This window comes from Mycobacterium avium subsp. avium (assembly GCF_009741445.1).
Lineage (GTDB): Bacteria > Actinomycetota > Actinomycetes > Mycobacteriales > Mycobacteriaceae > Mycobacterium > Mycobacterium avium.
Window position 1 is genome coordinate 4,585,880 of the sequence record NZ_CP046507.1, and the last position, 25,840, is coordinate 4,611,719.

The 25,840-nt window shown below is 68.9% G+C and carries 23 protein-coding genes; 17 read left to right on the forward strand and 6 right to left on the reverse strand.

The features are described from left to right. Positions 1–74 precede the first annotated feature (74 nt). Complete coding sequence (locus MAA44156_RS21525) at positions 75–2,276, forward strand: acyl-CoA dehydrogenase family protein (protein ID WP_009979597.1); 2,202 nt, start codon at positions 75–77, stop codon at positions 2,274–2,276. Between the two features lie 1,043 nt (positions 2,277–3,319). Then, entirely contained in the window at positions 3,320–3,685 is a 366-nt protein-coding gene (locus MAA44156_RS21530) for a hypothetical protein (RefSeq protein WP_009979598.1), read from the forward strand. On the opposite strand, the gene fadD2 is transcribed toward MAA44156_RS21530, so the two are convergent. Continuing rightward, on the reverse strand, positions 3,682–5,367 hold the full coding sequence (gene fadD2, locus MAA44156_RS21535) for a long-chain-fatty-acid--CoA ligase FadD2 (protein WP_009979599.1): 1,686 nt from the start codon (positions 5,365–5,367) through the stop codon (positions 3,682–3,684). The genes MAA44156_RS21530 and fadD2 overlap by 4 nt on opposite strands. 57 nt (positions 5,368–5,424) lie before the next feature. Between fadD2 and MAA44156_RS21540 the strand changes: the two genes are divergently transcribed. Continuing rightward, a complete protein-coding gene (locus tag MAA44156_RS21540; RefSeq protein WP_009979600.1) occupies positions 5,425–6,705 on the forward strand; it encodes a DNA polymerase domain-containing protein in 1,281 nt (426 codons plus the stop codon). Here the strand turns inward: MAA44156_RS21540 and MAA44156_RS21545 are convergent. Further along, the gene (locus MAA44156_RS21545; RefSeq protein ID WP_009979601.1) at positions 6,702–8,093 is read right to left on the reverse strand and encodes an MFS transporter; all 1,392 of its coding nucleotides are present in this window, start codon (positions 8,091–8,093) and stop codon (positions 6,702–6,704) included. The two genes, MAA44156_RS21540 and MAA44156_RS21545, sit on opposite strands and share 4 nt — an antisense overlap. 279 nt (positions 8,094–8,372) lie before the next feature. On the opposite strand from MAA44156_RS21545, the gene MAA44156_RS21550 reads away from it, so the two are divergent. The 8 genes from MAA44156_RS21550 (at position 8,373) to MAA44156_RS21585 (ending at position 16,017) form a co-directional block, all read left to right on the forward strand. After that, positions 8,373–8,957, forward strand: coding sequence for an acyl-CoA-like ligand-binding transcription factor (locus tag MAA44156_RS21550; protein ID WP_009979602.1), 585 nt, complete (start codon positions 8,373–8,375; stop codon positions 8,955–8,957). Positions 8,958–9,014: 57 nt separating this feature from the next. Beyond that, on the forward strand, positions 9,015–10,022 hold the full coding sequence (locus MAA44156_RS21555) for an ABC transporter substrate-binding protein (RefSeq protein ID WP_023879412.1): 1,008 nt from the start codon (positions 9,015–9,017) through the stop codon (positions 10,020–10,022). 100 nt (positions 10,023–10,122) lie between these two features. After that, on the forward strand, positions 10,123–10,797 hold the full coding sequence (locus tag MAA44156_RS21560) for a 5-oxoprolinase subunit B family protein (RefSeq protein WP_009979604.1): 675 nt from the start codon (positions 10,123–10,125) through the stop codon (positions 10,795–10,797). 19 nt (positions 10,798–10,816) lie between these two features. Further along, a complete protein-coding gene (locus MAA44156_RS21565; RefSeq protein ID WP_009979606.1) occupies positions 10,817–11,728 on the forward strand; it encodes a 5-oxoprolinase/urea amidolyase family protein in 912 nt (303 codons plus the stop codon). 408 nt (positions 11,729–12,136) lie between these two features. Continuing rightward, entirely contained in the window at positions 12,137–13,528 is a 1,392-nt protein-coding gene (locus tag MAA44156_RS21570; RefSeq protein WP_009979607.1) for an MFS transporter, read from the forward strand. Between the two features lie 89 nt (positions 13,529–13,617). Then, the gene (locus MAA44156_RS21575) at positions 13,618–14,769 is read left to right on the forward strand and encodes a uroporphyrinogen-III synthase (protein ID WP_010950070.1); all 1,152 of its coding nucleotides are present in this window, start codon (positions 13,618–13,620) and stop codon (positions 14,767–14,769) included. Beyond that, positions 14,760–15,533, forward strand: coding sequence for a sirohydrochlorin chelatase (locus tag MAA44156_RS21580; protein ID WP_009979608.1), 774 nt, complete (start codon positions 14,760–14,762; stop codon positions 15,531–15,533). The genes MAA44156_RS21575 and MAA44156_RS21580 overlap by 10 nt, the downstream gene beginning before the upstream one ends. A gap of 31 nt (positions 15,534–15,564) precedes the next feature. Then, the gene (locus MAA44156_RS21585; protein WP_003874027.1) at positions 15,565–16,017 is read left to right on the forward strand and encodes a TetR/AcrR family transcriptional regulator; all 453 of its coding nucleotides are present in this window, start codon (positions 15,565–15,567) and stop codon (positions 16,015–16,017) included. 4 nt (positions 16,018–16,021) lie between these two features. Here the strand turns inward: MAA44156_RS21585 and nirD are convergent, their stop codons facing one another. Together nirD and nirB are read right to left on the reverse strand one after the other, a co-directional pair. Next, positions 16,022–16,390: a nitrite reductase small subunit NirD gene (nirD, locus tag MAA44156_RS21590; RefSeq protein ID WP_009979610.1), complete on the reverse strand. Its 369-nt coding sequence runs from the start codon at positions 16,388–16,390 to the stop codon at positions 16,022–16,024. A 23-nt stretch (positions 16,391–16,413) separates the two neighbouring features. Further along, positions 16,414–18,981, reverse strand: coding sequence for a nitrite reductase large subunit NirB (gene nirB / locus MAA44156_RS21595; protein WP_009979611.1), 2,568 nt, complete (start codon positions 18,979–18,981; stop codon positions 16,414–16,416). A gap of 227 nt (positions 18,982–19,208) precedes the next feature. Here nirB and MAA44156_RS21600 point away from each other — a divergent pair, with 227 nt between their 5' ends. The 6 genes from MAA44156_RS21600 to MAA44156_RS23370 all read left to right on the forward strand — a co-directional run bounded on the left by MAA44156_RS21600 (position 19,209) and on the right by MAA44156_RS23370 (position 24,110). Beyond that, complete coding sequence (locus MAA44156_RS21600) at positions 19,209–19,649, forward strand: Hsp20/alpha crystallin family protein (RefSeq protein WP_009979612.1); 441 nt, start codon at positions 19,209–19,211, stop codon at positions 19,647–19,649. A gap of 224 nt (positions 19,650–19,873) precedes the next feature. Continuing rightward, complete coding sequence (locus tag MAA44156_RS21605; protein WP_003874031.1) at positions 19,874–20,188, forward strand: Rv0250c family protein; 315 nt, start codon at positions 19,874–19,876, stop codon at positions 20,186–20,188. A 93-nt stretch (positions 20,189–20,281) separates the two neighbouring features. Beyond that, positions 20,282–21,109: a succinate dehydrogenase subunit SdhC gene (locus MAA44156_RS21610; protein ID WP_009979613.1), complete on the forward strand. Its 828-nt coding sequence runs from the start codon at positions 20,282–20,284 to the stop codon at positions 21,107–21,109. A 42-nt stretch (positions 21,110–21,151) separates the two neighbouring features. Then, on the forward strand, positions 21,152–23,092 hold the full coding sequence (locus MAA44156_RS21615; RefSeq protein WP_009979614.1) for a fumarate reductase/succinate dehydrogenase flavoprotein subunit: 1,941 nt from the start codon (positions 21,152–21,154) through the stop codon (positions 23,090–23,092). After that, a complete protein-coding gene (locus MAA44156_RS21620; protein WP_009979616.1) occupies positions 23,089–23,835 on the forward strand; it encodes a succinate dehydrogenase/fumarate reductase iron-sulfur subunit in 747 nt (248 codons plus the stop codon). The genes MAA44156_RS21615 and MAA44156_RS21620 overlap by 4 nt, the downstream gene beginning before the upstream one ends. Before the next feature lie 119 nt (positions 23,836–23,954). Continuing rightward, positions 23,955–24,110 carry a hypothetical protein gene (locus MAA44156_RS23370; RefSeq protein WP_162291283.1) on the forward strand — a complete coding sequence of 52 codons (156 nt, stop codon included), beginning with the start codon at positions 23,955–23,957 and terminating at the stop codon, positions 24,108–24,110. A gap of 40 nt (positions 24,111–24,150) precedes the next feature. Here MAA44156_RS23370 and MAA44156_RS21625 read toward each other — a convergent pair whose 3' ends face one another. Together MAA44156_RS21625 and MAA44156_RS21630 are read right to left on the reverse strand one after the other, a co-directional pair. Next, positions 24,151–24,639: a flavin reductase family protein gene (locus MAA44156_RS21625; protein WP_003874036.1), complete on the reverse strand. Its 489-nt coding sequence runs from the start codon at positions 24,637–24,639 to the stop codon at positions 24,151–24,153. Positions 24,640–24,736: 97 nt separating this feature from the next. Beyond that, positions 24,737–25,774, reverse strand: coding sequence for an isopenicillin N synthase family dioxygenase (locus MAA44156_RS21630; protein ID WP_009979618.1), 1,038 nt, complete (start codon positions 25,772–25,774; stop codon positions 24,737–24,739). Positions 25,775–25,840 lie beyond the last annotated feature (66 nt).

Sequence of the window (25,840 nt, forward strand, 5' to 3'; positions counted from 1 at the left end):
TCGACCAACCCACTGGTTGTTAGCTTGGAAGGTACTTGGCCGAAACGGCGTCCTGCAGCAACGGAAGGCGACCAATGCCGATCGCAATAAATCCCGAGCATCAAGAACTGGCCGATTCAGTGCGATCGCTGGTGGCGCGCATCGCGCCGTCCGAGACGCTGCACCGGGCGATGGAGACGCCGCTGGAGAACCCGCCGCCGTACTGGCAGGCGGCGGCCGAGCAGGGCCTGCACGGCGTCCATTTGTCGGAGTCGGTGGGCGGGCAGGGCTTCGGCATCCTCGAGTTGGCCATTGTGCTGGCCGAATTCGGCTACGGCGCGGTGCCGGGCCCGTTCGTGCCGTCGGCCATCGCCAGTGCACTGATCTCCGCGCACGACCCGGACGCCAAGGTGCTCTCCGAGCTGGCATCCGGCGCCCAGATCGCGGCCTACGGCCTGAATTGCTGTGCGCTGACCGCGACCCGTCAGGGTGATGTGTTGGTGATCCGCGGCGAACTGCGCGCGGTGCCCGCCGCGGCGCAGGCCTCGCTGCTGGTGCTGCCGGTGGCGATCGACAGCGGCGAGGCGTGGGTGATGCTGCGCGCCGAGCAGCTCGAGATCGAACCGGTGAAAGGCATCGACCCGCTGCGGCCCATCGCCGACGTGCGGGCCAACGCCGTCGAGGTCGGCGACGACGTGGTGTTGACGAAGCTGAGCATGGCGACCGCGCACGCCCTGATGACCACGCTGCTGTCCGCCGAGGCCATCGGCGTCGCGCGCTGGGCGACCGACACGGCGTCGCAATACGCCAAGATCCGCGAGCAGTTCGGCCGGCCGATCGGCCAGTTCCAGGCCATCAAGCACAAGTGCGCCGAGATGATCGCCGACACCGAGCGGGCCACCGCGGCGGTGTGGGACGCGGCCCGCGCGCTCGATGAGGCCCGCGAAAAGGATTGGGACACAGCGGGTTCGCACGTCGAGTTCGCCGCCGCGGTGGCGGCCACGCTGGCCCCGGCCGCCGCCCAACGATGCGCGCAGGATTGCATCCAGGTGCACGGCGGGATCGGCTTCACCTGGGAGCACGACGCAGGCGTCTATTACCGTCGGGCGCTGATGCTGGCCGCCTCGTTCGGCCGCAGCTCGGACTATCCGCAGCAGGTGGTGGACACCGCGACCAGCACCGGGATGCGCGCGGTCGACATCGACCTTGACCCCGACACCGAGAAGCTGCGGGCCGAGATCCGGGCCGAGGTGGCGGCGTTCAAGGCGATGGACCGCGAGCAGCGCAAGGTTGCCCTCGCCGAGGGCGGCTGGGTGCTGCCGTACCTGCCCAAGCCGTGGGGCCGGGGTGCGGGCCCGGTGGAGCAGATCATCATCGCCCAGGAGTTCGCCGCCGGGCGGGTCAAACGGCCGCAGACCGGGATCGCCACCTGGATCATCCCGTCGATCGTGGCGTACGGGACCGACGAGCAGAAGCAACGCTTCCTGCCGCCGACGTTGCGCGGCGAAATGATCTGGTGCCAGCTGTTTTCCGAGCCGGGTGCGGGATCGGACCTGGCCGGCCTGTCCACCAAGGCCACCCGGACCGACGGCGGCTGGCGGATCACCGGCCAGAAGATCTGGACCACCGCCGCGCAGTTCGCGCAGTGGGGCGCGCTGCTGGCCAGAACCGACCCCAACGCCCCGAAACACAATGGCATCACCTACTTCCTGTTGGACATGAGCAGCGACGGCGTCGACGTCAAGCCGCTGCGCGAGCTGACCGGTAACGCGATGTTCAACACCGTCTACATCGACGACGTGTTCGTGCCCGACGAGTGCGTGCTGGGTGAGGTGAACCGCGGCTGGGAGGTCAGCCGCAACACGCTGACCGCCGAGCGGGTCTCGATCGGCAGCAGCGAGGCGAATTTCCTGGCCACGCTGGGGCAGTTCGTCGAGTTCGTGCGCGACGGGCAGTTCGATCAGGTTGCGCGGCACCGTGCGGGTCAGCTGATCGCCGAGGGCCATGCGGCCAAGGTGCTGAACCTGCGCTCCACGCTGCTGACGCTGGCCGGTGGGGACGCGATGCCCTCGGCGGCGATCTCCAAACTGCTGTCGATGCGCACCGGCCAGGGCTATGCCGAATTCGCGGTGTCCTCGTTCGGCACCGACGCGGCGATCGGCGACACCGATCAGCTACCCGGCAAGTGGGGCGAGTACCTGCTGGCCAGCCGCGCGACCACCATCTACGGCGGTACGTCGGAGGTGCAGCTGAACATCATCGCCGAACGGCTGCTGGGGTTGCCCCGCGACCCGTAAACCGTTGCGCCGCAAACGGTCTGGACAATAGGTCTGGGCAATAGGTCTGGAATAGGGCCATGCCGACCTGGCTGATGCCAGGCCGGCATGGTTCCCCCCACTACGCGGTTCGATCATCCCGAGGGTTGGCGTGTCGGCGATGACCGGTTCACCGCGCGGAGATGGTGGTCACCACCACCAGTTCCACCAGTGTCCGGGCGCCCAGAAGCCCCGGTTCCAACCACCGTGGCCCCAGCCACCGTGGCCCCACGGGCCATGTCCCCGACCATCATGGCCTCCCCATCCGCGGCCACCGGGACCGTCGGGAATGGGGCCCGGTCCGCTGTGCGGCCCGGCACTGGCGAAACTTGTGGAAGGCGCCGGCGCGGGGGCGGCCTGAGCCGCCGGGGCGCCGCCGAACAGCAGCGCGCCGACCACGGCCCCAGCCGCCGCGACACCCGCGACGACACCGTGTGACGATGCTGAGCAGATCATCGAGGGCGTCCTTCCAACGATTTGGATTTATCGGAGGTTGATGCCCAGAACGCTACTCGCGCATTTCTCGGCAAACAAGATGGATTAGCTTGTTTTTGCTGTGAATTGGATAACAAGAGTGCCGAATTACCATCTCTTTTGCGGCGTTCCTATACGCATTTGCGCCGATGCGCTTATCCGCGATTACTGACTCCGCGTGGTGTAAGTGGCCCACATACACACAGGTAGATAGGTATCTACTGAAGTACTGGCCCGGCACCGGAGTATCTACTGATATACGGTTAATGCCATTGCCGTATGTGCGGAAGAAATGCTGTCGAAGTTGTCGTCCCCGAGCCCATCCACCGCCACTCAAAACGGCGTTTAACCCTACACACAGCTATCGTCAGCAATTTGCTTGACGAGCGGGTTCGGCGGATCCGCCGCAGCCGGCCGTCGGCGCGGCGCCGGCCCGCCACATGCCCGGCCCGGCAACGCGACTTAGGCTGGCGTCGGTGACAGAATCAGTATTGACACACAGGCAACGAGCGCTGATTTACTGATTGGCACTCACGGAGGAAGACACCGCAGTGAACTTCAACCCCAGCCACAGCGGACCCAGCGGCGGCGCGTTTCGCGCTCCCACCCCAGCCGCCGGCCCCTCCGGAGACGCCGCGCCCACCGAGCGCCTCACCAGCATCCGCCAGCCCGGCGGCCCGCGGGTGCCCAGCGGCCCGCCGGCCAACCAGGCGGGCCGCACCCAGCGCACCCGCCGGACGGTGGACCTGCCGGCGGCCACCCACCGGGCCCTCGACATCTGGCAGCGGGAAGCCGCCGACCGGCTGGGGGTCGCCCGGGTGACCGGGCAGGAGGTGCTCACCGCGCTGATCGACCAGCTGCTGGTCGACCCAAAGCTGACCGCCCAGATCACCCGGGCCATCAAAGAGCGCCGCTAGACCTCCATCTCGCGCAGCTCGCGTTTGAGGATCTTGCCGGTCGGGTTGCGCGGCAACTCGTCGAGGAAGATGACCTCGCGGGGCACCTTGTAGCGGGCCAGGTGGTCGCGGACGTAGTGCTTGATGGTGTCCTCGTCCAGGTCGGCGCCCTCCTTCTTCACCACGAAGGCGCGCAACCGGTGGCCCCACTCCTTGTCCTCGACGCCGATCGCGGTGGCCTCCACCACGTCGGGATGCCCGCTGATCAGGTCCTCGACCTCGGCGGGGAACACGTTCTCGCCGCCGGAGACGATCATCTCGTCGTCGCGGCCGCTTACGTAGAGCAGGCCGTGCTCGTCGAAGTAGCCGACGTCACCGGAGGACAACAGGCCGTCGATGATCTGCTTGTTGCCGCCCCCGGTGTAGCCCGCGAACGGGAAGGTGTTTCCGACGAAGATCCGGCCCACCTCGCCCTGGGGCAGTTCCTTGCCGTTGTCGTCGAAGATCTTGACCTTCACGCCCTTGACGACCGGACCGACCGTCGCCGCGTTGCGTTCCAGGTCCTTGGGCCCGGCGATGGTGGCGAACGCGATCTCGGTCGAGCCGTACATGTTGTAGATGACCGGTCCGATGTCCTTGAGCGCCCGGGCCGCCAGCTCGGCCCCCAGCTGCGAGCCCGAGACGAACACGATCCGCAGGCTGGACAGGTCCGGCTTCTTGTCCATCTTCTCCAGGGTGTCCAGGATCCGCGACAGCATCACCGGCACCACCACCATGGCGGTCGGCCGGTACTTTTCGATGTCCTGCAGCACCAGCGGCGGCTTGAACTTGCGCCGCAGCACCAGCGTCGAACCCAAAAACATCGCGATGGTCGCGTGCAGGTACCCCAGGGCGTGGAACATCGGCGACGGCAGCGACGTCACCTCGCCGGCCTTGAACGGCACGTGCGACAGGATGCCGCCGACCGGCGCCAGCGTCGGCGGCGTGCTGCGGTTGGCGCCCTTGGGCGTGCCGGTGGTGCCGCTGGTCAAGATGATGATCGAGGCGTGCCTGTCCGCCTTGGGGGCGGGCTCGGAGCTGCTGCGCTCGATCAGTTCGGCCAGCGTCTCGTCGGTGCTGCCGGACGGCTCGTCCGCGTCGGGATTGGTGCCCAGCGCGCGCAGCTTGCCCAGCGGCGGTTCGGCTTTGCTGACCGCCTTGGTGTACTCGTCGTCGTAGATGATGACCTTGGCGCCCTCGCGCTCCGAGACCTCTTTGATCTGCGGGCCGGAGAACTCGCTGTTGAGCAGGATGATGCGGGCACCCACCCGGGCCGCACCGTAATTGGCGATCAGGAACCAGCGGTGGTTGCGGGCCAGGATGGCCACGCCGTCGCCGGCCTTGACGCCCTTGGCGATCAGCCCGTTGGCGACCGCGTGCGCGGCCCGGTCCAGCTCGGCGTAGCTGAGTTCGCCCTCCTCGTCGATCACCGCCGCCCGGTCGGGGGTCCGGCGGGCGTTGAGCGACGGCAGCATGCCGAACTCGCCCCACTTGTAGATGTCGGCGGCCATCGCGGCGTAGTTCTGCGGCGGCTCCAGCCGGAATGCGCCCGACTCGATGATCCGGCGCAGGTAGTGCAGTTCAGCGGAGCCACGTTCGACATACTGCTGAACTTTGGCTACCGCTTTGGTGGCCTGACCGGGCAGGCCAAGGAGGTTAGGCATGGAATCCACCATATGTGACGTCCGTCTCAGTACGGCCAGAAATTCTGGCGAATTAGCATGAACCACATGACCCGTCCGGTTTCGCTGGAGGTGGCCGGGCGGCGGGTCACCATCACCCATCCGGACAAGGTGGTGTTCCCCCGCGCCGGCGGCGGCGAAACCACCGGTTCTGCTGCCGGCCCGTACACCAAACTCGACCTGGTCCGCTATTACCTGTCCGTGGCCGACGGCGCACTGCGCGGTGTGGCCGGGCGCCCGATGATCCTGAAGCGCTTCGTCAAGGGCATCACGCAAGAGGCGGTGTTCCAGAAACGCGCCCCGGCGAACCGGCCGGACTGGGTCGACGTCGCCGAATTACGTTATGCGCGAGGCACTTCCGCCGCCGAAGCGGTCATCCACGACGCCGCCGGGCTGGCCTGGGTGATCAACCTTGGCTGTGTCGACCTGAACCCGCACCCGGTACTGGCCGACGACCTCGACCACCCCGACGAGCTGCGCGTCGACCTGGATCCGATGCCCGGGGTGTCCTGGCGGCGGATCGTGGACGTCGCGCTGGTCGCCCGCGAGGTGCTCGAGGACTACGGCCTGACCCCGTGGCCGAAGACGTCCGGGTCGCGCGGCTTCCACATCTATGCCCGCATCGCCCGGCGCTGGGAGTTCCGCCAGGTGCGGCTGGCCGCGCAGACCGTGGCCCGCGAGGTGGAGCGGCGCGCGCCCGAGGCGGCGACCAGCCGCTGGTGGAAGGAGGAGCGCGAGGGGGTGTTCGTCGACTTCAACCAGAACGCCAAGGACCGCACCGTCGCGTCGGCCTACTCGGTGCGGGCGACCCCGGACGCCCGGGTGTCGACGCCGTTGCGCTGGGACGAGGTGGCCGGCTGCCGGCCCGAGGCGTTCACCATCGACACCGTGCCCGCCCGGTTGGCCGAGATCGGCGACCCGTGGGCGGGCATGGACGACGCCGTCGGCGACCTCGACCGGCTGCTGGTGCTGGCCGAGGAGCTGGGTCCGCCGGAGCGGGCGCCGAAGGGCGCCGGGACACGATCCGGCGGCCGGCGCCGGTCCTCGATGCCGCTGATCGAGGTGGCCCGCACCAAGACGAGGGACGGGGCGATGGCGGCGCTGGATGTCTGGCGCGACCGCCATCCGGAGGCCGCCGCCCGGCTGCAGCCGGCCGACGTCCTGGTCGACGGGATGCGCGGGCCCAGCTCGATCTGGTACCGGATCCGGATCAACCTGCAGCGCGTCCCCGAGGACCAGCGGCCACCGCAGGAGGAGCTGATCGCCGACTACTCCCCCTGGCAGGGATACGGCGGCCGGCAAAAACCGTCCCGGGGCTAGACGCCGACCCGGGTGATCGCGTTGTGCTTGCGCAGGTAGCAGTACCAGGTGACGGCCAGCAAGCCCAGGAAGAACACCACATAGAAGCGCAGCGCGGGTTCGATGCTGCCGAACTGCGACTTCGACCAGGCGTAGGCCAGCGGCACGATGAACCCGCCGAAGGCGCCCACCGCCGAGATGACACCCAGCGCGCCGGCGGCCTGGCGGCGCATCGTCACCATGGTGTCGGGATCGCCCCCGGCCAGCTCGCCCTTGATCTTGAAGATCCGCGAGATCATCCGGTAGGTCGAACCGTTGCCGATGCCGGTCGCGACGAACAGGAACATGAAGCTGGCGAAGAAGGCCGGCAGGTTCACCGCCTTCACCGACCACAGCGCGGCCGCCGCGCCGACGGCCAGCATCACGAAGCTGGCCGCGGTGATCCGCGCCCCGCCGACCCGGTCGGCCAGCTTGCCGCCCAGCGGCCGGATCACCGACCCGATGGCGGCGCCCAGAAACGCCCACGCCAGCGCGATGTCGCCGCGCCCGAACACCGTTTTGAGCAGGGTAGGGAAGGCGGCCGAGTAGCCGATGAAGGATCCGAAGGTGCCGATGTAGAGCAGCGACATGATCCAGGTGTCGGCGTGGCGCAGCGACTGCCACACCGGCTTCACGTCGGCCTTGATCTCGGTCAGGTTGTTCATGAACAGGAACGCGCACACCGCAGCAACGACCGCCAGCGGCACGTAGAACAGCCCGGCCCGGGACAGCGCCACGCCGCCGCCCGCGATCACGACGGGCGGGATGACCTTCTGCACCACCGCCACGCCGATGTTGCCGCCGGCCGCGTTGAGCCCCAGCGCCCAGCCCTTGTCCTTCTCCGGGTAGAAGAAGGAGATGTTGGCCATCGACGAGGCGAAGTTGCCGCCGCCGAACCCGGCGGTCGCGGCGATCGCCACCAGCACCCCGAACGGGATGCCGGGATGGCTCACCGCCCACGCCAGCAGCAGGCACGGGATCAGCAGCAAGGCCGCCGAGATGGTCGTCCAGTTGCGGCCGCCGAACACCGGGACGGCGAACGTGTAGGGCAGCCGCAGAAAGGCGCCGACCCCGCTGGGCACGGCCACCAGGCACAGCGCCTGACTGGCGGTCAGCGCCCACCCGGAGGCCGACGGGTGCCCGTGCGGTCCGGCCGTCATGTGCACCACCACGATGCTCCACAGCATCCACACGCTGAACCCGACGTGCTCGGCGAAGATCGAGAAGATCAGGTTGCGGCGGGCGATCGCCTTGCCCGTCGTCTCCCAGAATTCGGGGTCTTCGGGCCGCCAGTCGTCGATCCAGTGCCGCCCCTTGTGCCGCTCGGGCGCCGCCGCGGGCTGCGGTACCGGGGTGATGGTCGTGGTCATCCGGTGGGTCTCCCCTGTCTCATAGGGCGCCCGTCTCTCGCCGGGCGCGGGTCTCATCAGGGCGCCCGTTTCGCCGGGCGCGGGTCTCGTCGGGCGCCCGTCTCGCCGGGCGCGGGCAGTGACCACTCGACGCTAAAGAGGCGGTGTTACCGGTCGTGGTGTGCACAGTTACGCCGGCGCTACGCAGAAATCGCAACCGCCGACCCGGCTTTGTCAGAACTTCGCAACGCGTGGCCGTGCTGCGGGCGCGGGCCCGCGCCGATGCGGGAGAATCGGCCCATGCCGGCCAGTGAGGCTCCCCCGGGCCTGCGGGAGCGCAAGAAGATCAAGACCCGCCAGGCCATCAGGCGCGAGGCGTTTCGCCTCATCGAGCAGAACGGCTACGCCGCGACCACCGTCGAACAGATCGCCGAGGCCGCCGACGTGTCGCCGAGCACCTTCTTCCGCTACTTCGGGTCCAAGGAGTCGCTGCTGCTCGCCGACGACCTGGACCCGCTGATCCTGGACGCCCTCAAGGCGCAGCCGCGCGAGCTGTCGCTGCCGCAGGCGTTCCGCCGGGCCTATGCGACGGTGCTGTCCCAGCTGCCCGACGACCAGCTGGAGTTCGAGAGCACCCGGCAGCGGCTGATGTTCTCCATCCCCGAGCTCAAGGCAGCCATGTACGACGAGTACTACCGCACCGTGACCGTCGCCGCCGAGGCGATCGCGCATCGGATCGGCCGGGCCGCAGACGATTTCGAGGTCCGGGTGTTCGCCGGGGCGTTGACCGGCGCCATGATGGCGGCCTTTGACAGCGCCCCCACCACGGCCGAGACCATCTACCGGGCACTGGATTTCATGGACGCCGGGATGCCGCTGGACTGAGCGGCCTCACCAGCGCGGCGATGGGTGTGTGGGGGCGGAACGCGATACTCTCACGCGATGCGACAGGGATGGAATCGACGGGGATTCTTGCAGCTCGCAGGGGCAGCAGGCGTGGCCGCGACGGCCGGTGCGGCCGGGCTGTCGGCGGGGTGCTCGGCACACCAGCCGCCCCCGGGGGGCGCCGGGCCGGGATCGGTGACCCTCACCCACCTGTTCGGCCAGACCGTCGTCAAGGAACCGCCCAAGCGCGTCGTCAGCGCCGGCTACACCGAGCAGGACGACCTGCTCGCCGTGGGCGTGGTGCCGATCGCGGTGACCAACTGGTTCGGTGACCAGCCGTTCGCGGTGTGGCCTTGGGCCGCAGACAAACTCGGCGGGGCCCAGCCCACCGTGCTGAACCTGGACAACGGCATCCCGGTCGACCAGATCGCCGGTCTCAAACCGGATCTGATCGTGGCCATCAACGCGGGGCTGGACGCCGACACCTACCAGAAGCTGTCCGCGATCGCCCCGACCGTGGCGCAATCGGACGGGGACGCCTTCTTCGAACCGTGGAAGGAGCAGGCCGCCGCCGTCGGCCAGGCGGTGTTCGCGGCCGAGAAGATGAAGCCGTTGGTCGCCGGCGTCGACCAGAAGTTCACCGATATCGGCAAGAAGAACCCGCAATGGACCGGCAAGAAGGCGCTGCTGATGCACGGGGCGCTGTGGCAGGGCACCGTGGTGGCCACCATGGCCGGCTGGCGCACCGACTTCCTCAACCAGATGGGGCTGGTCATCGCCGACAGCATCAAACCGTTCGACACCGATCAGCGCGCCGTCATCCCGCGTGACCACATCAAATCGGTGCTGGAATCCGCCGACGTGGTGATCTGGACGACCCAGAACCCCGACGACCAAAAGGCGCTGCTGGCCGACCCCGAGGTGGCCGGGTCGCTGACCACCGCACAGAACCGGCACATCTTCACCACCAAGGACCAGGCGGGTGCGATCGCCTTCGCGTCCCCGCTGAGCTACCCGGTGATCGCCGACCAGCTGCCCCCGCAGCTGACCAAGATCCTGGGCTAGTCGCGGCTGTTTGAGCGTTTGCTAAGGCAGCTCTGGCAGTGCTCGAAAATCCGTCGGCCACCCCTCGCACGGGCCGCGATCCCGGGGTTACCGTCGAGTAATGAGCGTGACGGACCTTAGCGGCGACCTGGCCCACCACCTGCCGACAGCCCTGGTCGGCAACGCCGTGCTGGACTACGGCGATCGAGCGCTGATGGTGCAATGCGGCAGTACCGCAGAGGTATTGGCGTGGGCGCAGGCGCTGCGCGCCGCGGCGCTGCCCGGCGTGGTCGACATCGTGCCTGCGGCCCGCACGGTGCTGGTCAAGCTCGACGACCCCGGCCGGCAAGGCCTCCTCCGGCAGCGGCTGCGCAAGATGAACGTCACCGCCGCGCCCACCCCGCCCGCCGAGCGCCACGCCGACGTGGTCATCGACGTCGTCTACGACGGCCCGGATTTGGCCGAGGTCGCCGAACACACCGGACTGACCATCCCGCAGCTGATCGACGCCCACACCGGCACCCCGTGGCAGGTCGGATTCAGTGGATTCGCACCGGGTTTCGCGTACCTGGTGGACGGCGACCCGCGGCTGCGGGTGCCGCGGCGCGCCGAGCCGCGCACCGCCGTGCCGGCCGGCTCGGTGGCGCTGGCCGGTGAATTCAGCGCGATCTATCCGCGCCGGTCGCCCGGCGGCTGGCAGCTGATCGGGCACACCGACGCGGTGCTGTGGGATCTGCAGCGACCCAACCCGGCCCTGCTGACGCAGGGCATGTGGGTTCAGTTCCGGGCCGTCTAGCCTCACTAAGGAGACAGCTGTGCCATTCCTGGAGATACTGTGCACCGGGCCGCTGGCCGTCATCGAAGACCTGGGCCGGCCGGGCCTGGCCCACCTCGGCGTCAGCCGGTCCGGAGCCGCCGACCGGCGCGCGCACAAGCTGGCCAACCGGCTGGTGGCCAACCCCGACGACCGAGCCACCGTGGAGGTGACCTTCGGCGGTTTCGCGGCCCGGGTCCGCGGCGGCGACGTTGACATCGCGGTGACCGGGGCCGACGCGGATCCCACGGTCGACGGAATCGAGTTCGGCAGCAACAGCATTCAGCATGTGCGCGACGGCCAAGTGATCGCGTTGGGCACGCCCCGCGCCGGGCTGCGCAGCTACCTCGCGGTCCGCGGCGGCATCTGCGTGGACCCGGTGCTGGGTTCGCGCAGCTACGACGTGATGTCGGCCATCGGCCCGGCGCCGCTGCGGGCCGGAGACCGGCTGCCGATCGGGGAACACACGCAGGACTATCCCGAACTGGACCAGGCGCCGGTGGCGGCCATCACCGGGCATCTGATGGAACTGCAGGTGGTGCCGGGGCCGCGCGACGACTGGTTGGTCAATCCCGATGCACTGGTGCACACCATCTGGATGGCCTCCGACCGCAGCGACCGCGTCGGCATGCGGCTGGAGGGTCGCCCCCTGCAACACCGCTACCCGGACCGGCAGCTGCCCAGCGAGGGCACCACCCGCGGCGCAATCCAGGTGCCGCCCAACGGTTTACCGGTGATCCTGGGGCCCGACCACCCGGTCACCGGCGGCTACCCGGTGGTCGGCGTGGTCACCGACGAGGACGTCGACAAGGTCGCCCAGGTGCGGCCCGGCCAATACGTGCGGCTGCACTGGGCGCGGCCCCGGGCGCTGGCCGGCGCCCACGCCGGCGCCGCCAGTTGGCCGTTCGCCTGACGCCGCTCGCGCACGAACTATTGCCCAGCTCACACCGGCCGCCGTCTCTGGACGAAATCACTTGGCGCCGCTGTGCATTCGCCGCCGACCCGCGCCGATCGACCCTTCAGGGATTTACCAGACAACTGGTAATCAACTGACAGCGGATATCGGCCCGTTCCGGTTGACCCGCTCGCGTCCAAAGTGTGAGCATCGGAAAACACGGCGGGGCACGCCTCTTCATTCGGGGTGCCCACACAGGCGTCGAAAGCCAGGCTCGGCAACAGCTTTCCCGATACCCCGGGTGAGCGCGGTGCCACCTGGCTCGACGATGCCGTCCGACGGGCGCCATACCCGAACGCGCCCAACGGGTTTCGACGGCGAGCGGACGACAACGGCGCGTCTTCTTCGAGGAAAGGTGACGATCGGATGGGCCGCGACCACCGCATCACGGACTGGAATCCGGAAGACGCAGCGGCCTGGGAGGCCGGCAACAAAAGGATCGCCCGTCGCAACCTGCTGTGCACCATCGCCGGTGACCACGTGGCGTTTTCGATCTGGACCCTGTGGCCGGTGATGGCGCTGTTCATGCCCGCGGCCGTGTACGGCTTCTCCGCCGGCGACAAGCTGCTGCTGGGCGCGGTGGCCACCCTGGTCGGTGGCTGCGCCCGGATCCCCTACACCCTGGGCATCGCGGCCTTCGGCGGCCGCAAATGGACGACGTTCTCGGCGGTCGTGTTGCTGATCCCCACCGTCGGCACCATCGTCTTGCTGGCCAATCCCGGTCTGCCGCTGTGGCTTTTCGTGCTGTGCGCCGCCCTGACCGGGCTGGGCGGCGGCAACTATGCGGCGTCTCTGGCCAACGTCAACGCGTTCTATCCGCAGCGGCTCAAGGGCGCGGCCATGGCCGTCAACGCCGGCGTCGCCAACCTGGGGGTGGCGGTGATCCAGCTGGTCGGCCTGCTGGTGCTGGCCACCGCCGGACACCAGGCCCCGTACTGGGTGTGTGCGGTGTATCTGGTGTTCCTGGCCGCGGTGGCCATCGCCGCCGCGATGTTCATGGACGACATCAACCACGGCACCCAGCTGAGCACCATGCGCTCGATCCTGTTCGAACGCGACACCCATGTGATCTCGCTGCTCTACATCGCCACCTTCGGCTCCTGGATCGGCTTCTCGTTCGCCTTCGGGCAGGTGATGCAGGTCAACTTCCTGGAGAACGGGGAAAGCGCCAAGCATGCCGCGCTGCACGCCGCCCAGCTGGCTTTCATCGGCCCGCTGCTGGGCTCGGTGGCGCGGATCTACGGCGGCCGGCTGGCCGACCGTGTCGGCGGCAGCCGCGTGACGCTGGGCGTGCTGGCCGCGATGACCCTGGCGGCCGGCCTGCTGGTGATCGTCAGCACCGTCGACGACCAGCGCGCGGGCGCGCATTCGGTCAGCATGATCGGCTACGTCGTCGGCTTCATGGTGCTGTTCATCCTGTCCGGCATGGGCAACGGCTCGGTGTTCAAGCTGATCCCGTCGGTCTACGAGGCCCGCAGCCGCGGCCGGGACACCAGCGAGGACGAGCGCCGCCAATGGGCGCGCGCCATGTCGGGGTCGCTGATCGGCATCTGCTCGGCGGTCGGGGCGTTCGGCGGGGTGGCGATCAACCTGGCGCTGCGCCAGTCTTACCTGAGCACCGGAACCGAGACGTCGGCGTACTGGACGTTCATGGCGTCCTACGTCGTCGCCGCCATCATGACCTGGCTGGTGTACGTGCGGCGGCCGGTCACCGCGCCCGGGGTCTCGCTGCCCGAAACCCAGGCCGCGCGGCTGTGAGCGGACTCGCAACAGGGGCAATGCCACAGCAATTGCTCGGTAACGCAACGGAAACGTCCTAGGCATACACACTTCATATGGCCCCGCAACTGGCCCCGCCGGACTCCGCGCCGCTCACCGGCTACCGGATCGCCGTCACCTCGGCGAACCGGGCCGAGGAGCTGTGCGCGTTGCTGCGCCGCAACGGCGCGGAAGTCACCAGCGCCGCCGCCATCAACATCATCGCGCTGCCCGAGGACCAGGAGCTGCACCGCCACACCGAGGCGGTGATCGCCCAACCGCCCGATATCCTGGTGGCGCACACCGGGATCGGCTTCCGCGGCTGGGTCGCCGCGGCCGACGGCTGGGGCCTGGCCCCCCAACTGCTGTCGGCGCTGTCGCAGGCCCGGATCGTGGCCCGCGGGCCCAAGGCGACGGGCGCGTTGCGCGCCGCCGGGCTGCACGAGGAGTGGTCGCCGAAATCCGAATCGTCGCGCGAGGTATTGCGCTACCTGCTCGACTCCGGTGTGGCCGGCAAGCGGATCGCGGTGCAGCTACACGGCGCGGCCGACGGCTGGGATCCCTTCCCGGAGTTCATCAATGGGCTTCGCTCGGCCGGCGCGCAGGTGATGCCCATCCACGTCTACCGCTGGAAGCCGACACCGGCCGGCGGAGAATTCGACCAACTCGTCGCCTCCGTGGCGCGGCGGCAGTTCGACGCGGTCACCTTCACCTCGGCGCCCGCCGGCGCGGCGCTGCTGGAGCGCAGCCGCGAGCTGGGCATCGAAGACCAACTGCTGCAAGCACTTCGCAGCGACGTGCACGCCATGTGCGTGGGGCCGGTGACCGCGCAGCCGTTGATCCGCGCGGGTGTGCCGACGTCGTCGCCGGAGCGGATGCGGTTGGGGGCGTTGGCCCGTCACATCGCCCAGGAGTTGCCGCCGCTGCGCTCGTGCACGTTACGGGCGGCCGGGCACCAGATCGAGATCCGCGGCACCTGTGTGCTGGTCGACGGCGCGGTCAAGTCACTGTCCGGGTCGGCCATGGCGACGCTGCGCGCGCTGGCGGCGCGCCCCGGTGACGTGGTCGCGCGCAACGACTTGCTGCGGGTGCTTCCCGGCAACAGCAACGACCCGCACGCCGTCGACACGGCCGTGCTGCGGCTGCGAACGGCGCTGGGCGACAAGAACATCATCGCGACGGTGGTCAAGCGCGGCTACCGGCTGGCGATCGACACCCCGGACGGATCGGCATGGCACTGATCCTGGTGGCGCACGGCACCCGCCGGCCGGGCGGTGTGGCGATGATCGAAGGCCTTGCGGCGCAAGTGAGTACGCTCGTCGGCGGCCGCGTCGAGGTGGCGTTCGTGGACGTGGTGGGGCCGACCCCCAGCGAGGTCCTGGCCGCGGCCCGGGCGGCCGGCCGGCCCGCCATCGTGGTGCCGGCCTTCCTCTCGCGCGGTTATCACGTCCGCGCCGATCTGCCAGCCCACGTCGCGCTCAGCGGACACCCGAACGTGACGGTCACCCCGGCGTTGGGGCCCAGCGGCCAGATCGCCCGGATCGTCGGCGATCAGCTGCTCGAATGTGGTTGGCGCCCAAACGATTCGGTGGTGCTGGCGGCGGCGGGCACCTCCGACGACAAGGCGCGGGCCGACCTGCACACCGCGGCGACGTGGTTGTCGGCGCTGACCGGATCACGCGTCACCCTCGGGTTCGCGGCCACCGCAGACCCGCCGCTGGGCGAGGCGGTCGCCCGGGCCCGGCCGCATGCCCGCCGCAACGGCGGGCGCGTGGTCGTCGCCTCCTACCTGCTGGCCGACGGGCTGTTCCAACAGCGGCTGCACGGCTGCGGCGCCGATCTGGTCAGTGCGCCGCTGAGCACACATCCGGGGCTGGCGCGGCTGATCGCGAACCGATTCCGCCGCGCCCTGCCGCCGGTGCTCGCCGCCACCGCCCGGCACGCGTCCCGCCGAACGGGTCCGCACCAGCGCGCCCACGCGCCCGCCACGCGGCCGGTTCCTTGATCTTTGCCCCACGACCGGCGATCCTGACACCATGCCCCGCCGCGAAGAGCCGTCGCACGGGCTTCTCGACCCCGTGGCCAAGATGCTGCGGTTGCCCTTCGGCACACCGGAATTCATCGACCGGATCGTCACCGGGGGCGTCAACCAGGTAGGCCGGCGCACGTTGCGGATGCTGATCACCACCTGGGACGCCGCCGGCGGCGGGCCGTTCGCGGCCAGCGCCATCGCGTCCACCGGGATGGCAAAGACCGCCGAAATCGTGCAGGGCATGTTCATCGGCCCGGTCTTCGGCCCGCTGCTGAGAATCCTGGGCGCCGACAAGGTGGCCGTCCGGGCCTCGTTGTGCGCCTCCCAGCTGGTGGGCCTGGGCATCATGCGCTACGGCATCCGCTCGGAGCCGCTGCATTCGATGTCGGTGGACGCCATCGTCGACGCGATCGGGCCGACCATGCAGCGCTACCTGGTCGGCGACATCACCCGGTGACCGCTCAGGCCGCCCGCGGCTGGTAGTCGCGGCCCACCTGAACGTAGCCGTCGGCGGTGATGCGCACCGGGTACACCGGCACCGAAACGCTCGGATCGTCCAGGCAGGTACCGTCTTCGAGGGAGAAAGCCTGCTTGAGGATGGGCGACTGCACCGTCGGGCAGCCGTTGCGGTCGCCCACGATGCCGCGGGACAGCACGGCCGCCCCGGAGAACGGGTCGACGTTGCCCACCGCGCGCACCGTGCCGTCGTCGAGCCGGAACAGCGCCGCCTGGGAACCGTCGTCGAGCAGCACCCCGACGCCGCGGCCGGGGATGAGGTGGTCGTAGGAGCATGCGCTCGTCCACACCTGAATGTCGTTGAGAAGTGTCATGTTATCTCCCAGTTCCTCCGGAACTACCCCTGACGGATCTTCGGCATGCCAATGGACACAGGGATTTTGCGGCCGGCATGCTCGGTGAACGCCACCGTCGAATCGACGGCGTCGGGGGCGTTGACGAACGACACGAACCGCGACAGCTTGTCCGGATCGTCCAGCACGCCCTTCCATTCGCACTTGTAGTTGCGCACATGCCGCTCCATTGCGGCCTCGAATTCCTCGGCCAGCCCCAGCGAGTCCTCGCACACCACCTCGCGGACGTGGTCCAGACCGCCGTCCAGCGACTCGACCCACGGCGCGGTGCGCTGCAGCCGGTCGGCCGTGCGGATGTAGTACATGACGAACCGGTCGATGTAGCGGACCAGCGTCTCGGTGTCCAGGTCGCTGGCGAGCAGCTGCGCGTGCTTGGGCGTCATACCGCCGTTGCCGCCGACGTAGAGGTTCCAGCCCTTCTCGGTGGCGATGACGCCGACGTCCTTGGACCGCGCCTCCGCGCACTCGCGCGCGCAGCCCGAGACGCCCATCTTGATCTTGTGCGGCGCCCGCAACCCGCGGTAGCGCAGCTCCAGGTCGATGGCCAGCTGCACCGAGTCCTGCTGCCCGTACCGGCACCAGTCGGTGCCCACGCAGCTCTTCACGGTGCGCAGCGCCTTGCCGTAGGCGTGGCCGGACTCCATGCCGCCGTCGACCAGCCGCTTCCAGATCGCCGGCAGCTGGTCCACCCGGGCGCCGAACATGTCGATCCGCTGGCCGCCGGTGATCTTGGTGTAAAGGCCGAAGTCCTGGGCGATCTGGCCGATCAGGATCAGGTGTTCGGGCTTGATGTCGCCGCCGGGCACCCGGGGCACCACCGAGTAGCTGCCGTTCTTTTGGATGTTGGCCAGGAAGTGGTCGTTGGAATCCTGCAGCGAGGCCTGCTCACCCTCCAGGATGTGCTCCGACCCGGTGGACGCCAGGATCGAGGCGACCACGGGTTTGCAGATGTCGCAACCCTTTCCGCGGCCGAAGCGCTCCAGCAGGCCGGAGAAGGTGCGGATCTCGGTGGCCGAGATGATCTCGAACAGCTCGGCCCGCGACTGGCTGAAGTGCTCGCACAGCGCCTTGGACTGCTCCACCCCCTCGGCTTCCAGCAGCTGCTTGAGCAGCGGCACGCACGACCCGCACGAGGTGCCGGCCGAGGTGCACGACTTGAGCGCGGCGACGTCGGCGCAGCCGTCGGCGATCGCGCATTTCAGGTCGCCCTTGGTGACGTTGTTGCAGGAGCAGATCTGCGCCGAATCGGGAAGCGCCCCAACGCCCAACGCCGTTCCGCCGCCGGAGGACGCCGGCGCGATCAGCGCCAGCGGGTCGCCCGGCAGCTCGCTGCCGACCATGGGCCGCAGCACCCCGTAGGACGAGGCGTCGCCGACCAGCACACCGCCGAGCAGGGTCTTGGCGTCATCGGAGAGCACCAGTTTGGCGTAGGTGCGGTTGACCGCGTCGTTGATCGCGACCTCGAGGCAGTTCTCGGTCGTCCCCATCGCGTCGCCGAAGCTGGCCACGTCGACGCCCAGCAGTTTGAGCTTGGTGGACAGGTCCGCCTCGCCGAACTCCGCGCTGCCGTCCAGCAGCCGGTCGGCCACCACTTCGGCGGAGGTGTAGCCGGGCCCCACCAGGCCGTAGCACCGGCCGTCGATCGCGGCCACCTCGCCGATCGCGTAGATGTCGGGATCGCTTGTCCGGCAGGACAAGTCGGTGAGCACCCCGCCGCGCTCGGCGCGGGCGAGGCCGGCGGCGACCGCCAGCTCGTCGCGCGGCCGGATGCCGGCCGCGAAGATGACCAGGCCGGCGTCGATCACCTGGCCGTCGCTCAGGCGCACCCGCACCGTCGTGGACCCGTCGGGGCCCTCGACCGGTTCGATCGCCTCGGTGCCGGTGCCGACGTGCACCGAGATGCCCAGGTCGCCGATCATCCGGGCCAGCAGAGCGCCGCCGGCCTCGTCGATCTGCTGGGCCATCAACCGCGGCATCATCTCGACCACATGGGTCGCTAAGCCGAACTGGCGCAGCGCATTAGCGGCCTCCAGCCCGAGCAGGCCGCCGCCGATGACCACGCCGGCGCGAGCATGGGCGGTCTGCGCCGCACGCTGGGCGTCGGCGCGGATGGCGTCGAGGTCGTCGAGGGTGCGGTAGACGTGGCAGGCAGGCAGCTCGTGGCCGGGCACCGGCGGCACAAAGGCGTAGGAACCGGTGGCCAGGACCAGGGTGTCGTAGTGGTGCCGCTGACCGTCGGCGGTCACCACTGACTTTGTCGCGCGGTCTATTTCGGTGACCCGCTGGTTGAGCACCAGCCGGACCTGCGGGTCACCCTGGTAGTCGTTGCCGGGCAACGCCAGCAGCGCGCGGTCCCAGCTCTCGGTGTACGAAGTCAGCCCCACCCGGTCGTAGGCGGCGTCAGCCTCCTCGGCGAAAACCGTGATGCGCCAACGGCCCTCGGTGTCGCGGGCGCGCAGCGCCTCCACGAACCGGTGTCCGACCATGCCATGTCCGACTACGATGATGTGACGCGGCGCACAGCCGTCGTGCGAAATCCCGTCTGCAGACATGGCTTTGAGGGTAACGGCGAGAAATTACGTCTTTTTCGCCCAATGTGACGGTCCTATGACGAGGATCTCACAACTCACAGGAACGGCTGTGATTGATCGTTCGCTGCCGGCGAACGGCCAGCTGGAACTTAAGCGTGGTCGACTCATGTTTGTAGGAGTAGCCGGCCGACGAGGCGCCGGTCACAGGAATCTCACAACGAAGCTCAAGGAAGTGGAAGGGAAGCACCATGAGCAACCTCGCATTGTGGACACGACCGGCCTGGGACACCGACCGGTGGCTGCGCGACTTCTTCGGCCCCGCCGCCGCGGCGGACTGGAACAAGCCCGCGACCAGCGCGTTCAAGCCCGCCGCCGAGATCGTCAAGGACGGCGACGACGCGATCGTACGTGTCGAGCTGCCCGGCGTTGACGTCGACCAGGACGTCCAGGTCGAGCTGGACCGTGGCCGCCTGGTGATCCGCGGCGAGCACCGCGACGAGCACGCGGAGGAGAAGGACGGCCGCACGCTGCGGGAGATCCGCTACGGCTCGTTCCACCGGTCGTTCCAGCTGCCCGGCCACGTCACCGACGACGACATCACGGCGTCCTACGACGCCGGGATGCTGACGGTCCGGGTCACCGGTGCGTACGCCGGAAACCAGGCGAAGCGCATCGCGATCACCAAGTAATCCGCGCCGTACTCCGCGCGAGCAGACGCAAAAGCCCCCGAAAGCAAGGCGTTTCGGGGGCTTTTGCGTCTGCTCGTGCGTCTGTTGGTGCCCGGCAGGCAGCATCCCGCGGCCCGCCGACCCGGCGTGCCGGTCGCGGGGCCGATGAACGCCTGACGTCCGGCGCGTGTCGTGGCTACTATCGGGGACGTACTGTGATCCGAAACACTCCTCGAGGAGATCCGTTGACTAGCACGCCGGGCACCACGGGCACGACCGAATTCGCCGAGCTGCACGACCTCATCGGCGGCCTGCGGCGGTGTGTGAGCTCCCTGCGGGCGCGCTACGGCGACAGCCCGGCGATGCGCCGCATCGTCATCGACGCCGACCGCATCCTGTCCGACGTCGACCTGCTCGACACCGACGTATCCGAATTGGACCTGGCCCGCGCTACCGTGCAGCAGTCCGGGGAGAAGGTCGTCATCCCCGACACCCAGTACGACAGCGAATTCTGGCGCGACGTCGACGACGAGGGCGTCGGCGGCCACCACAGGTCCTGAACAACCCGGGCGCCCCCAGCCAGCCCCCCGCAGAAGGGGGGCTCGCATCTGTGTACCCTTCGACAGACAGCCCGTTCGAAGAGGAACAACCAGATGAGCGCACCCACGGCGAACCGTCCTGCGTCCGGTGTCTTTTCACCCACACGCGCCCGCATCGAGCAACGCACCCTGCGCACCGACCGGTGGTGGATGTCGCCGCTGCGGATCGACCTGGGCTTCGCCGCGTTCCTCATCTATGCGACGGCGCGGGCCTTCCAGCAGAACTACTTCTTCGTCGGCAAGTACCACTACCTGACGCCGTTCTACTCGCCGTGCGTCAGCAAGGGCTGCGGTGAGGCCGGCGACATCTGGCCGCAGTTCCTGCCGGACGTGTGGTGGTTGCCGTACGCGGCGGTGTCGCTGCCGTTCCTGCTGCTGTTCCGGCTGACCTGTTACTACTACCGCGGCGCCTACTACCGCACGGTGTGGCAGTCGCCGACGGCCTGCGCGGTGGCCGAGCCCCGCGTCCACTACACCGGCGAGACCAGGTTCCCGCTGATCATCCAGAACATTCACCGGTACTTCTTCTACATCGCCTTCCTCATCTCGGTGATCAACAGCTACGACGCGATCGTGGCGTTCCACTCCGACACCGGTCCGGGCGGATTCGGCTTCGGGCTGGGCAATCTGATCCTGCTCGGCAACGTCATCATGCTGTGGGTCTACACGCTGTCCTGCCACTCCTGCCGGCACGTGACCGGTGGCCGGCTCAAGCATTTCTCCAAGCACCCTGTGCGGTACTGGATCTGGACCCAGGTCAGCCACATCAACACCCGGCACAAGCTGTACGCCTGGATCACGCTGGGCACCCTGATGCTCACCGATTTCTACATCGCCCTGGTGGCCAGCGGCACCATCCCCGACCTGAGATTTGTTGGCTGACAAGCCATTTGACGAAGAATCAGAATTAGCTAGCGAGGTTTCATGGTTGAGGTCGAACGGCATGCCTACGACGTAGTCGTCATCGGCGCCGGCGGCGCGGGATTGCGCGCGGTCATCGAGGCGCGGGAACGCGGCCTGCGCGTCGCGGTGGTGTGCAAGTCGTTGTTCGGCAAGGCGCACACCGTGATGGCCGAGGGCGGCTGCGCGGCCTCGATGGGCAACACCAACCCGAAGGACAACTGGAAGACCCACTTCGGCGACACCATGCGCGGGGGCAAGTTCCTCAACAACTGGCGCATGGCCGAGCTGCACGCCAAGGAGGCCCCGGACCGCGTCTGGGAGCTGGAAACCTATGGCGCGCTGTTCGATCGGCTCAAGGACGGCAAGATCAGCCAGCGCAACTTCGGTGGGCACACCTACCCGCGGCTGGCGCACGTCGGTGACCGCACCGGCCTGGAGCTGATCCGCACCATGCAGCAGAAGATCGTCTCGCTGCAGCAGGAGGATTACGCCGAACTCGGCGACTACGAGGCGCGCATCAAGGTGTTCGCCGAGTGCACGATCACCGAGCTGCTCAAGGACGGCGACGCGATCGCCGGCGCGTTCGGCTATTGGCGCGAGAGCGGCCAGTTCGTGCTGTTCGAGGCGCCCGCGGTGGTGCTGGCCACCGGCGGCATCGGCAAGTCGTTCAAGGTCACCTCGAACTCCTGGGAGTACACCGGCGACGGGCACGCCCTGGCGCTGCGGGCGGGCGCATCGCTGATCAACATGGAGTTCGTCCAGTTCCACCCGACCGGCATGGTGTGGCCGCCGAGTGTGAAGGGGATCCTGGTCACCGAGGGCGTCCGCGGTGACGGCGGGGTGCTGAAGAACTCCGAGGGCAAGCGGTTCATGTTCGACTACATCCCCCCGGTGTTCAAGGGCCAGTACGCCGAGACCGAGCAAGAAGCCGACCAGTGGCTCAAGGACAACGACTCGGCCCGCCGCACTCCCGACCTGCTGCCGCGCGACGAGGTCGCGCGCGCCATCAACTCCGAGGTCAAGGCCGGCCGCGGCAGCCCGCACGGCGGCGTCTTCCTCGACATCGCGTCGCGGCTGACACCGGCGGAGATCAACCGCCGGCTGCCGTCGATGTACCACCAGTTCAAGGAGCTGGCCGGGGTCGACATCACCAAGGAGCCGATGGAGGTCGGACCGACCTGCCACTACGTGATGGGCGGCGTCGAGGTGGACGCCGACACCGGGGCGGCCACCGTCCCCGGCCTGTTCGCGGCCGGCGAGTGCTCCGGCGGCATGCACGGCTCCAACCGGCTGGGCGGCAACTCCCTGTCGGACCTGCTGGTGTTCGGCCGCCGCGCCGGGCTGGGCGCCGCCGACTACGTGCGCGCGCTGAGCAGCCGCCCGACCATCAGCCCCGACGCCGTCGAGGCGGCCGCCAAGCGGGCGCTGGCCCCGTTCGAGGCGCCGGCCGGCGGCACCGCCGAGAACCCCTACACCCTGCAGCTGGAACTGCAGCAGTCGATGAACGACCTGGTCGGCATCATCCGCAACGCCGACGAGATCTCCGAGGCCCTGGCGCGGCTGGGCAAACTGCGGGAGCGGTTCAAGAACCTGCACGTGGACGGGCAACGCCGGTACAACCCGGGCTGGAACCTGGCCCTCGACCTGCGCAACATGCTGCTGGTCAGCGAATGTGTCGCCAAGGCCGCGCTGGAGCGCACCGAGAGCCGCGGCGGGCACACCCGCGACGACCACCCGTCGATGGACTCGGCCTGGCGCAAGGTGCTGCTGGTGTGCGAGGCGGCCGGGGGCGACGAGGTGATTCCCGACATCAGCATCCGCAAGAAAGACCAGACGCCGATGCGGCCCGACCTGCTGGAACTGTTCGACATCGCCGAGCTGGAGAAGTACTACACCGACGAGGAACTCGCCGGGCACCCAGGACGGGGCCCCAGGACGGACCCCGGGACGGAGAGCAAATGACCTACAACGCGAAGATGCGGGTATGGCGCGGTGACGACGCCAACGGTGCGTTGCAGGACTTCACTGTCGAGGTCAACGAGGGCGAGGTCGTCCTCGACATCATCCATCGCCTGCAGCAGACCCAGACGCCCGACCTGGCGGTCCGGTGGAACTGCAAGGCCGGCAAGTGCGGCTCCTGCTCGGCGGAGATCAACGGCTATCCGCGGTTGCTGTGCATGACCCGGATGTCCACCTTCGCCGAGGACGAGGTGGTCACCGTCACGCCGCTGCGCACCTTCCCGGTGATCCGCGACCTGGTCACCGACGTCTCGTTCAACTACGAAAAGGCCCGCGAGATCCCGTCTTTCGCGCCGCCCAAGGACCTGCAGCCCGGCGAGTACCGGATGGCGCAGGAGGACGTGCAGCGCTCGCAGGAGTTCCGCAAGTGTATCGAGTGCTTCCTGTGCCAGAACGTCTGCCACGTGATTCGCGACCACGACGAGAACAAGAAGGCGTTCGCCGGCCCGCGCTTCCTGATGCGCATCGCCGAGCTGGAGATGCACCCGCTGGACACCCGAGACCGGCGCAACGACGCCCAGGACGAGCACGGCCTGGGCTACTGCAACATCACCAAGTGCTGCACCGAGGTCTGCCCGGAGAACATCAAGATCACCGACAACGCGCTGATCCCGATGAAAGAGCGGGTCGCCGACCGCAAATACGACCCGGTGGTGTGGCTCGGTAACAAGCTGTTCCGTCGCTGAGCGTGCCGGCCGCGCGGCCGGGTTAGGCCGTCGCGGTCCCCGGGTAACCCCCTGGCATCCTGTCGGGCCGCCCGCGGGCGGCCGTGTACCCACGACCGGAAAGGCATCTCATGGAGCCGATGCGACAGACCGCCAGCATCAACAACATTCGTACCGCGATTCGGCAGTTGTCGGTGCGCGCCCAGCTGGCGCGCAAGGAGGGGCGGCACGGCGACGCCGCCGAACTCGAGAACCGCATCCAGGGTTTTCGCGAAGAACTCAGCCACCGCCCCTGACCAACCTGACCAAGGGGCGGGCCGGGAAATCAGGAAAAGATCAGGCGCCGAGGCGGCGGAACCCGCTGCGATGAAACACGATGGGCGCCACGTTGGCGTCCACGGTCACCTCGTTGACCCGCAACACCACGATGGTGTGATCCCCGGCCGGGATCAGCTGTTCAACCGCGCTTTCCAGCCACAGGGCGGTGCCCTTGATGAACACCGCGCCGGTGGGCCGCGAGACGGTCTCCAGTCCGGCGAACCGGTCGCCGGTCTTGGCGGCCAGCGTGCGGGCGGCCTCGTCGTGCTCCTCGCCGAGCACGCTGATCCCCAGCATGGGCCGGTCCTTGAGCTTGGGCCAGGTGGTCGAGGTGTTCTGCACGCAGAACGACACCAGCGGCGGGTCCAGCGAGACCGGGACGAAGGTGCTGGCCGCCAGGCCCTCCAGGGTTCCGTTCACCTCGGCGGCGATCGCCACCACACCGGACGGGAAATGACCGAAGGCCTCACGAAGTGACGACGCTGTCAGCTTGTTGTTCGAATTCACCGGACTTCATTCGCCCCTAGGCCGGACACGGGATTTTCGGATGTGACCCTACCCGGCGCGGATGGCGCCGTCGCGGCCACCCTGGCGCTACGCGGGATCAGTCCGCTGCGCCGTGGTGCGCCGAAAAGCCGTGCGCCGAGGCGACATCGGGGTGCGAGCGCAGCCGGCTCTTCCAGGCGTTGCGGCCGTAGACGGAGAAGATGGGGTCGGCCGGATCCTCCGACGGGGTCCAGCGCTCGACGGCGCGCGCCCGGAGTTCAGGCGGCAGCGACAGCACGGGTATCCGGGCGTCGAGGCGCGGATTGAAGAAGTAGGGCACCGAGATCCGCTCTGCCGTCGATCCCGCCAGATTCACCCGGTGCTCGGTGGCGCGCAGGTAGCCCCGGGTCGCCGCCTCCAGCAGCTCGCCGATGTTGACGATGAACGCACCCTGCCGCGGCGGCACGTCGATCCAGCCGTCGCCGCCCGGCCCGCCGCGGCGCACCTGCAAGCCCCGGCTGCCCGGCTCGGCCAGCAGCAGCGTGAGCACACCGGCGTCGCGATGCGCGCCCACCCCCTGCGGGCCGGCCGCGCGCCCCGGGTAACGGATGATCTTGATCAGGGTGGCCGGCGCATCGGCGAACGCCGCGTCGAACACATCGTCCGGGCTGCCCAGCGCGGCCGCCCAGTGCCGCAGCAGGGTGCGGGCCACCCCGGACAGCGCGGCGTCCCACTCCGCGATGAGCCCGGGCAGCTCCGGCAGCGCCGCGGGCCACTGGTTGGGGCCCTGCAGCCACCGGTAGTCCGACTTGTCCAGCCCGCCGATCGGCGGGCGTTGCGGGCCGATGTCGATCTGTTCGCGCCAGTCGACCGCACCGCGGGTCCGCTCCCCGCCTAGCCGGGTGTAGCCGCGGAAATGGGGGCTGCGCACCATCGCGACGGCGTCCTTGTCCGCCTGGGGCAGCCGGAAGAACCGGCGCGCGGCGTCGAGCACCCGGTCCACCAGGTCCGCCGGTACCCCGTGGCCGGTCAGATAGAAGAAGCCGACCCGGTGCGCGGCCTCGCGCAGGCCGTCCCGCAACACGTCGGGATCGGCCCGCAGGTCCACCTCGGGCACCGCGGTGACGCCCGGCACAGGGCACATCTCGTTGCTCACCTCCCCACCGTCACCGCAGGTAGATGGGTTGCACGCGGCGTGGGCACCCGTCTGCCCAACCGGTTG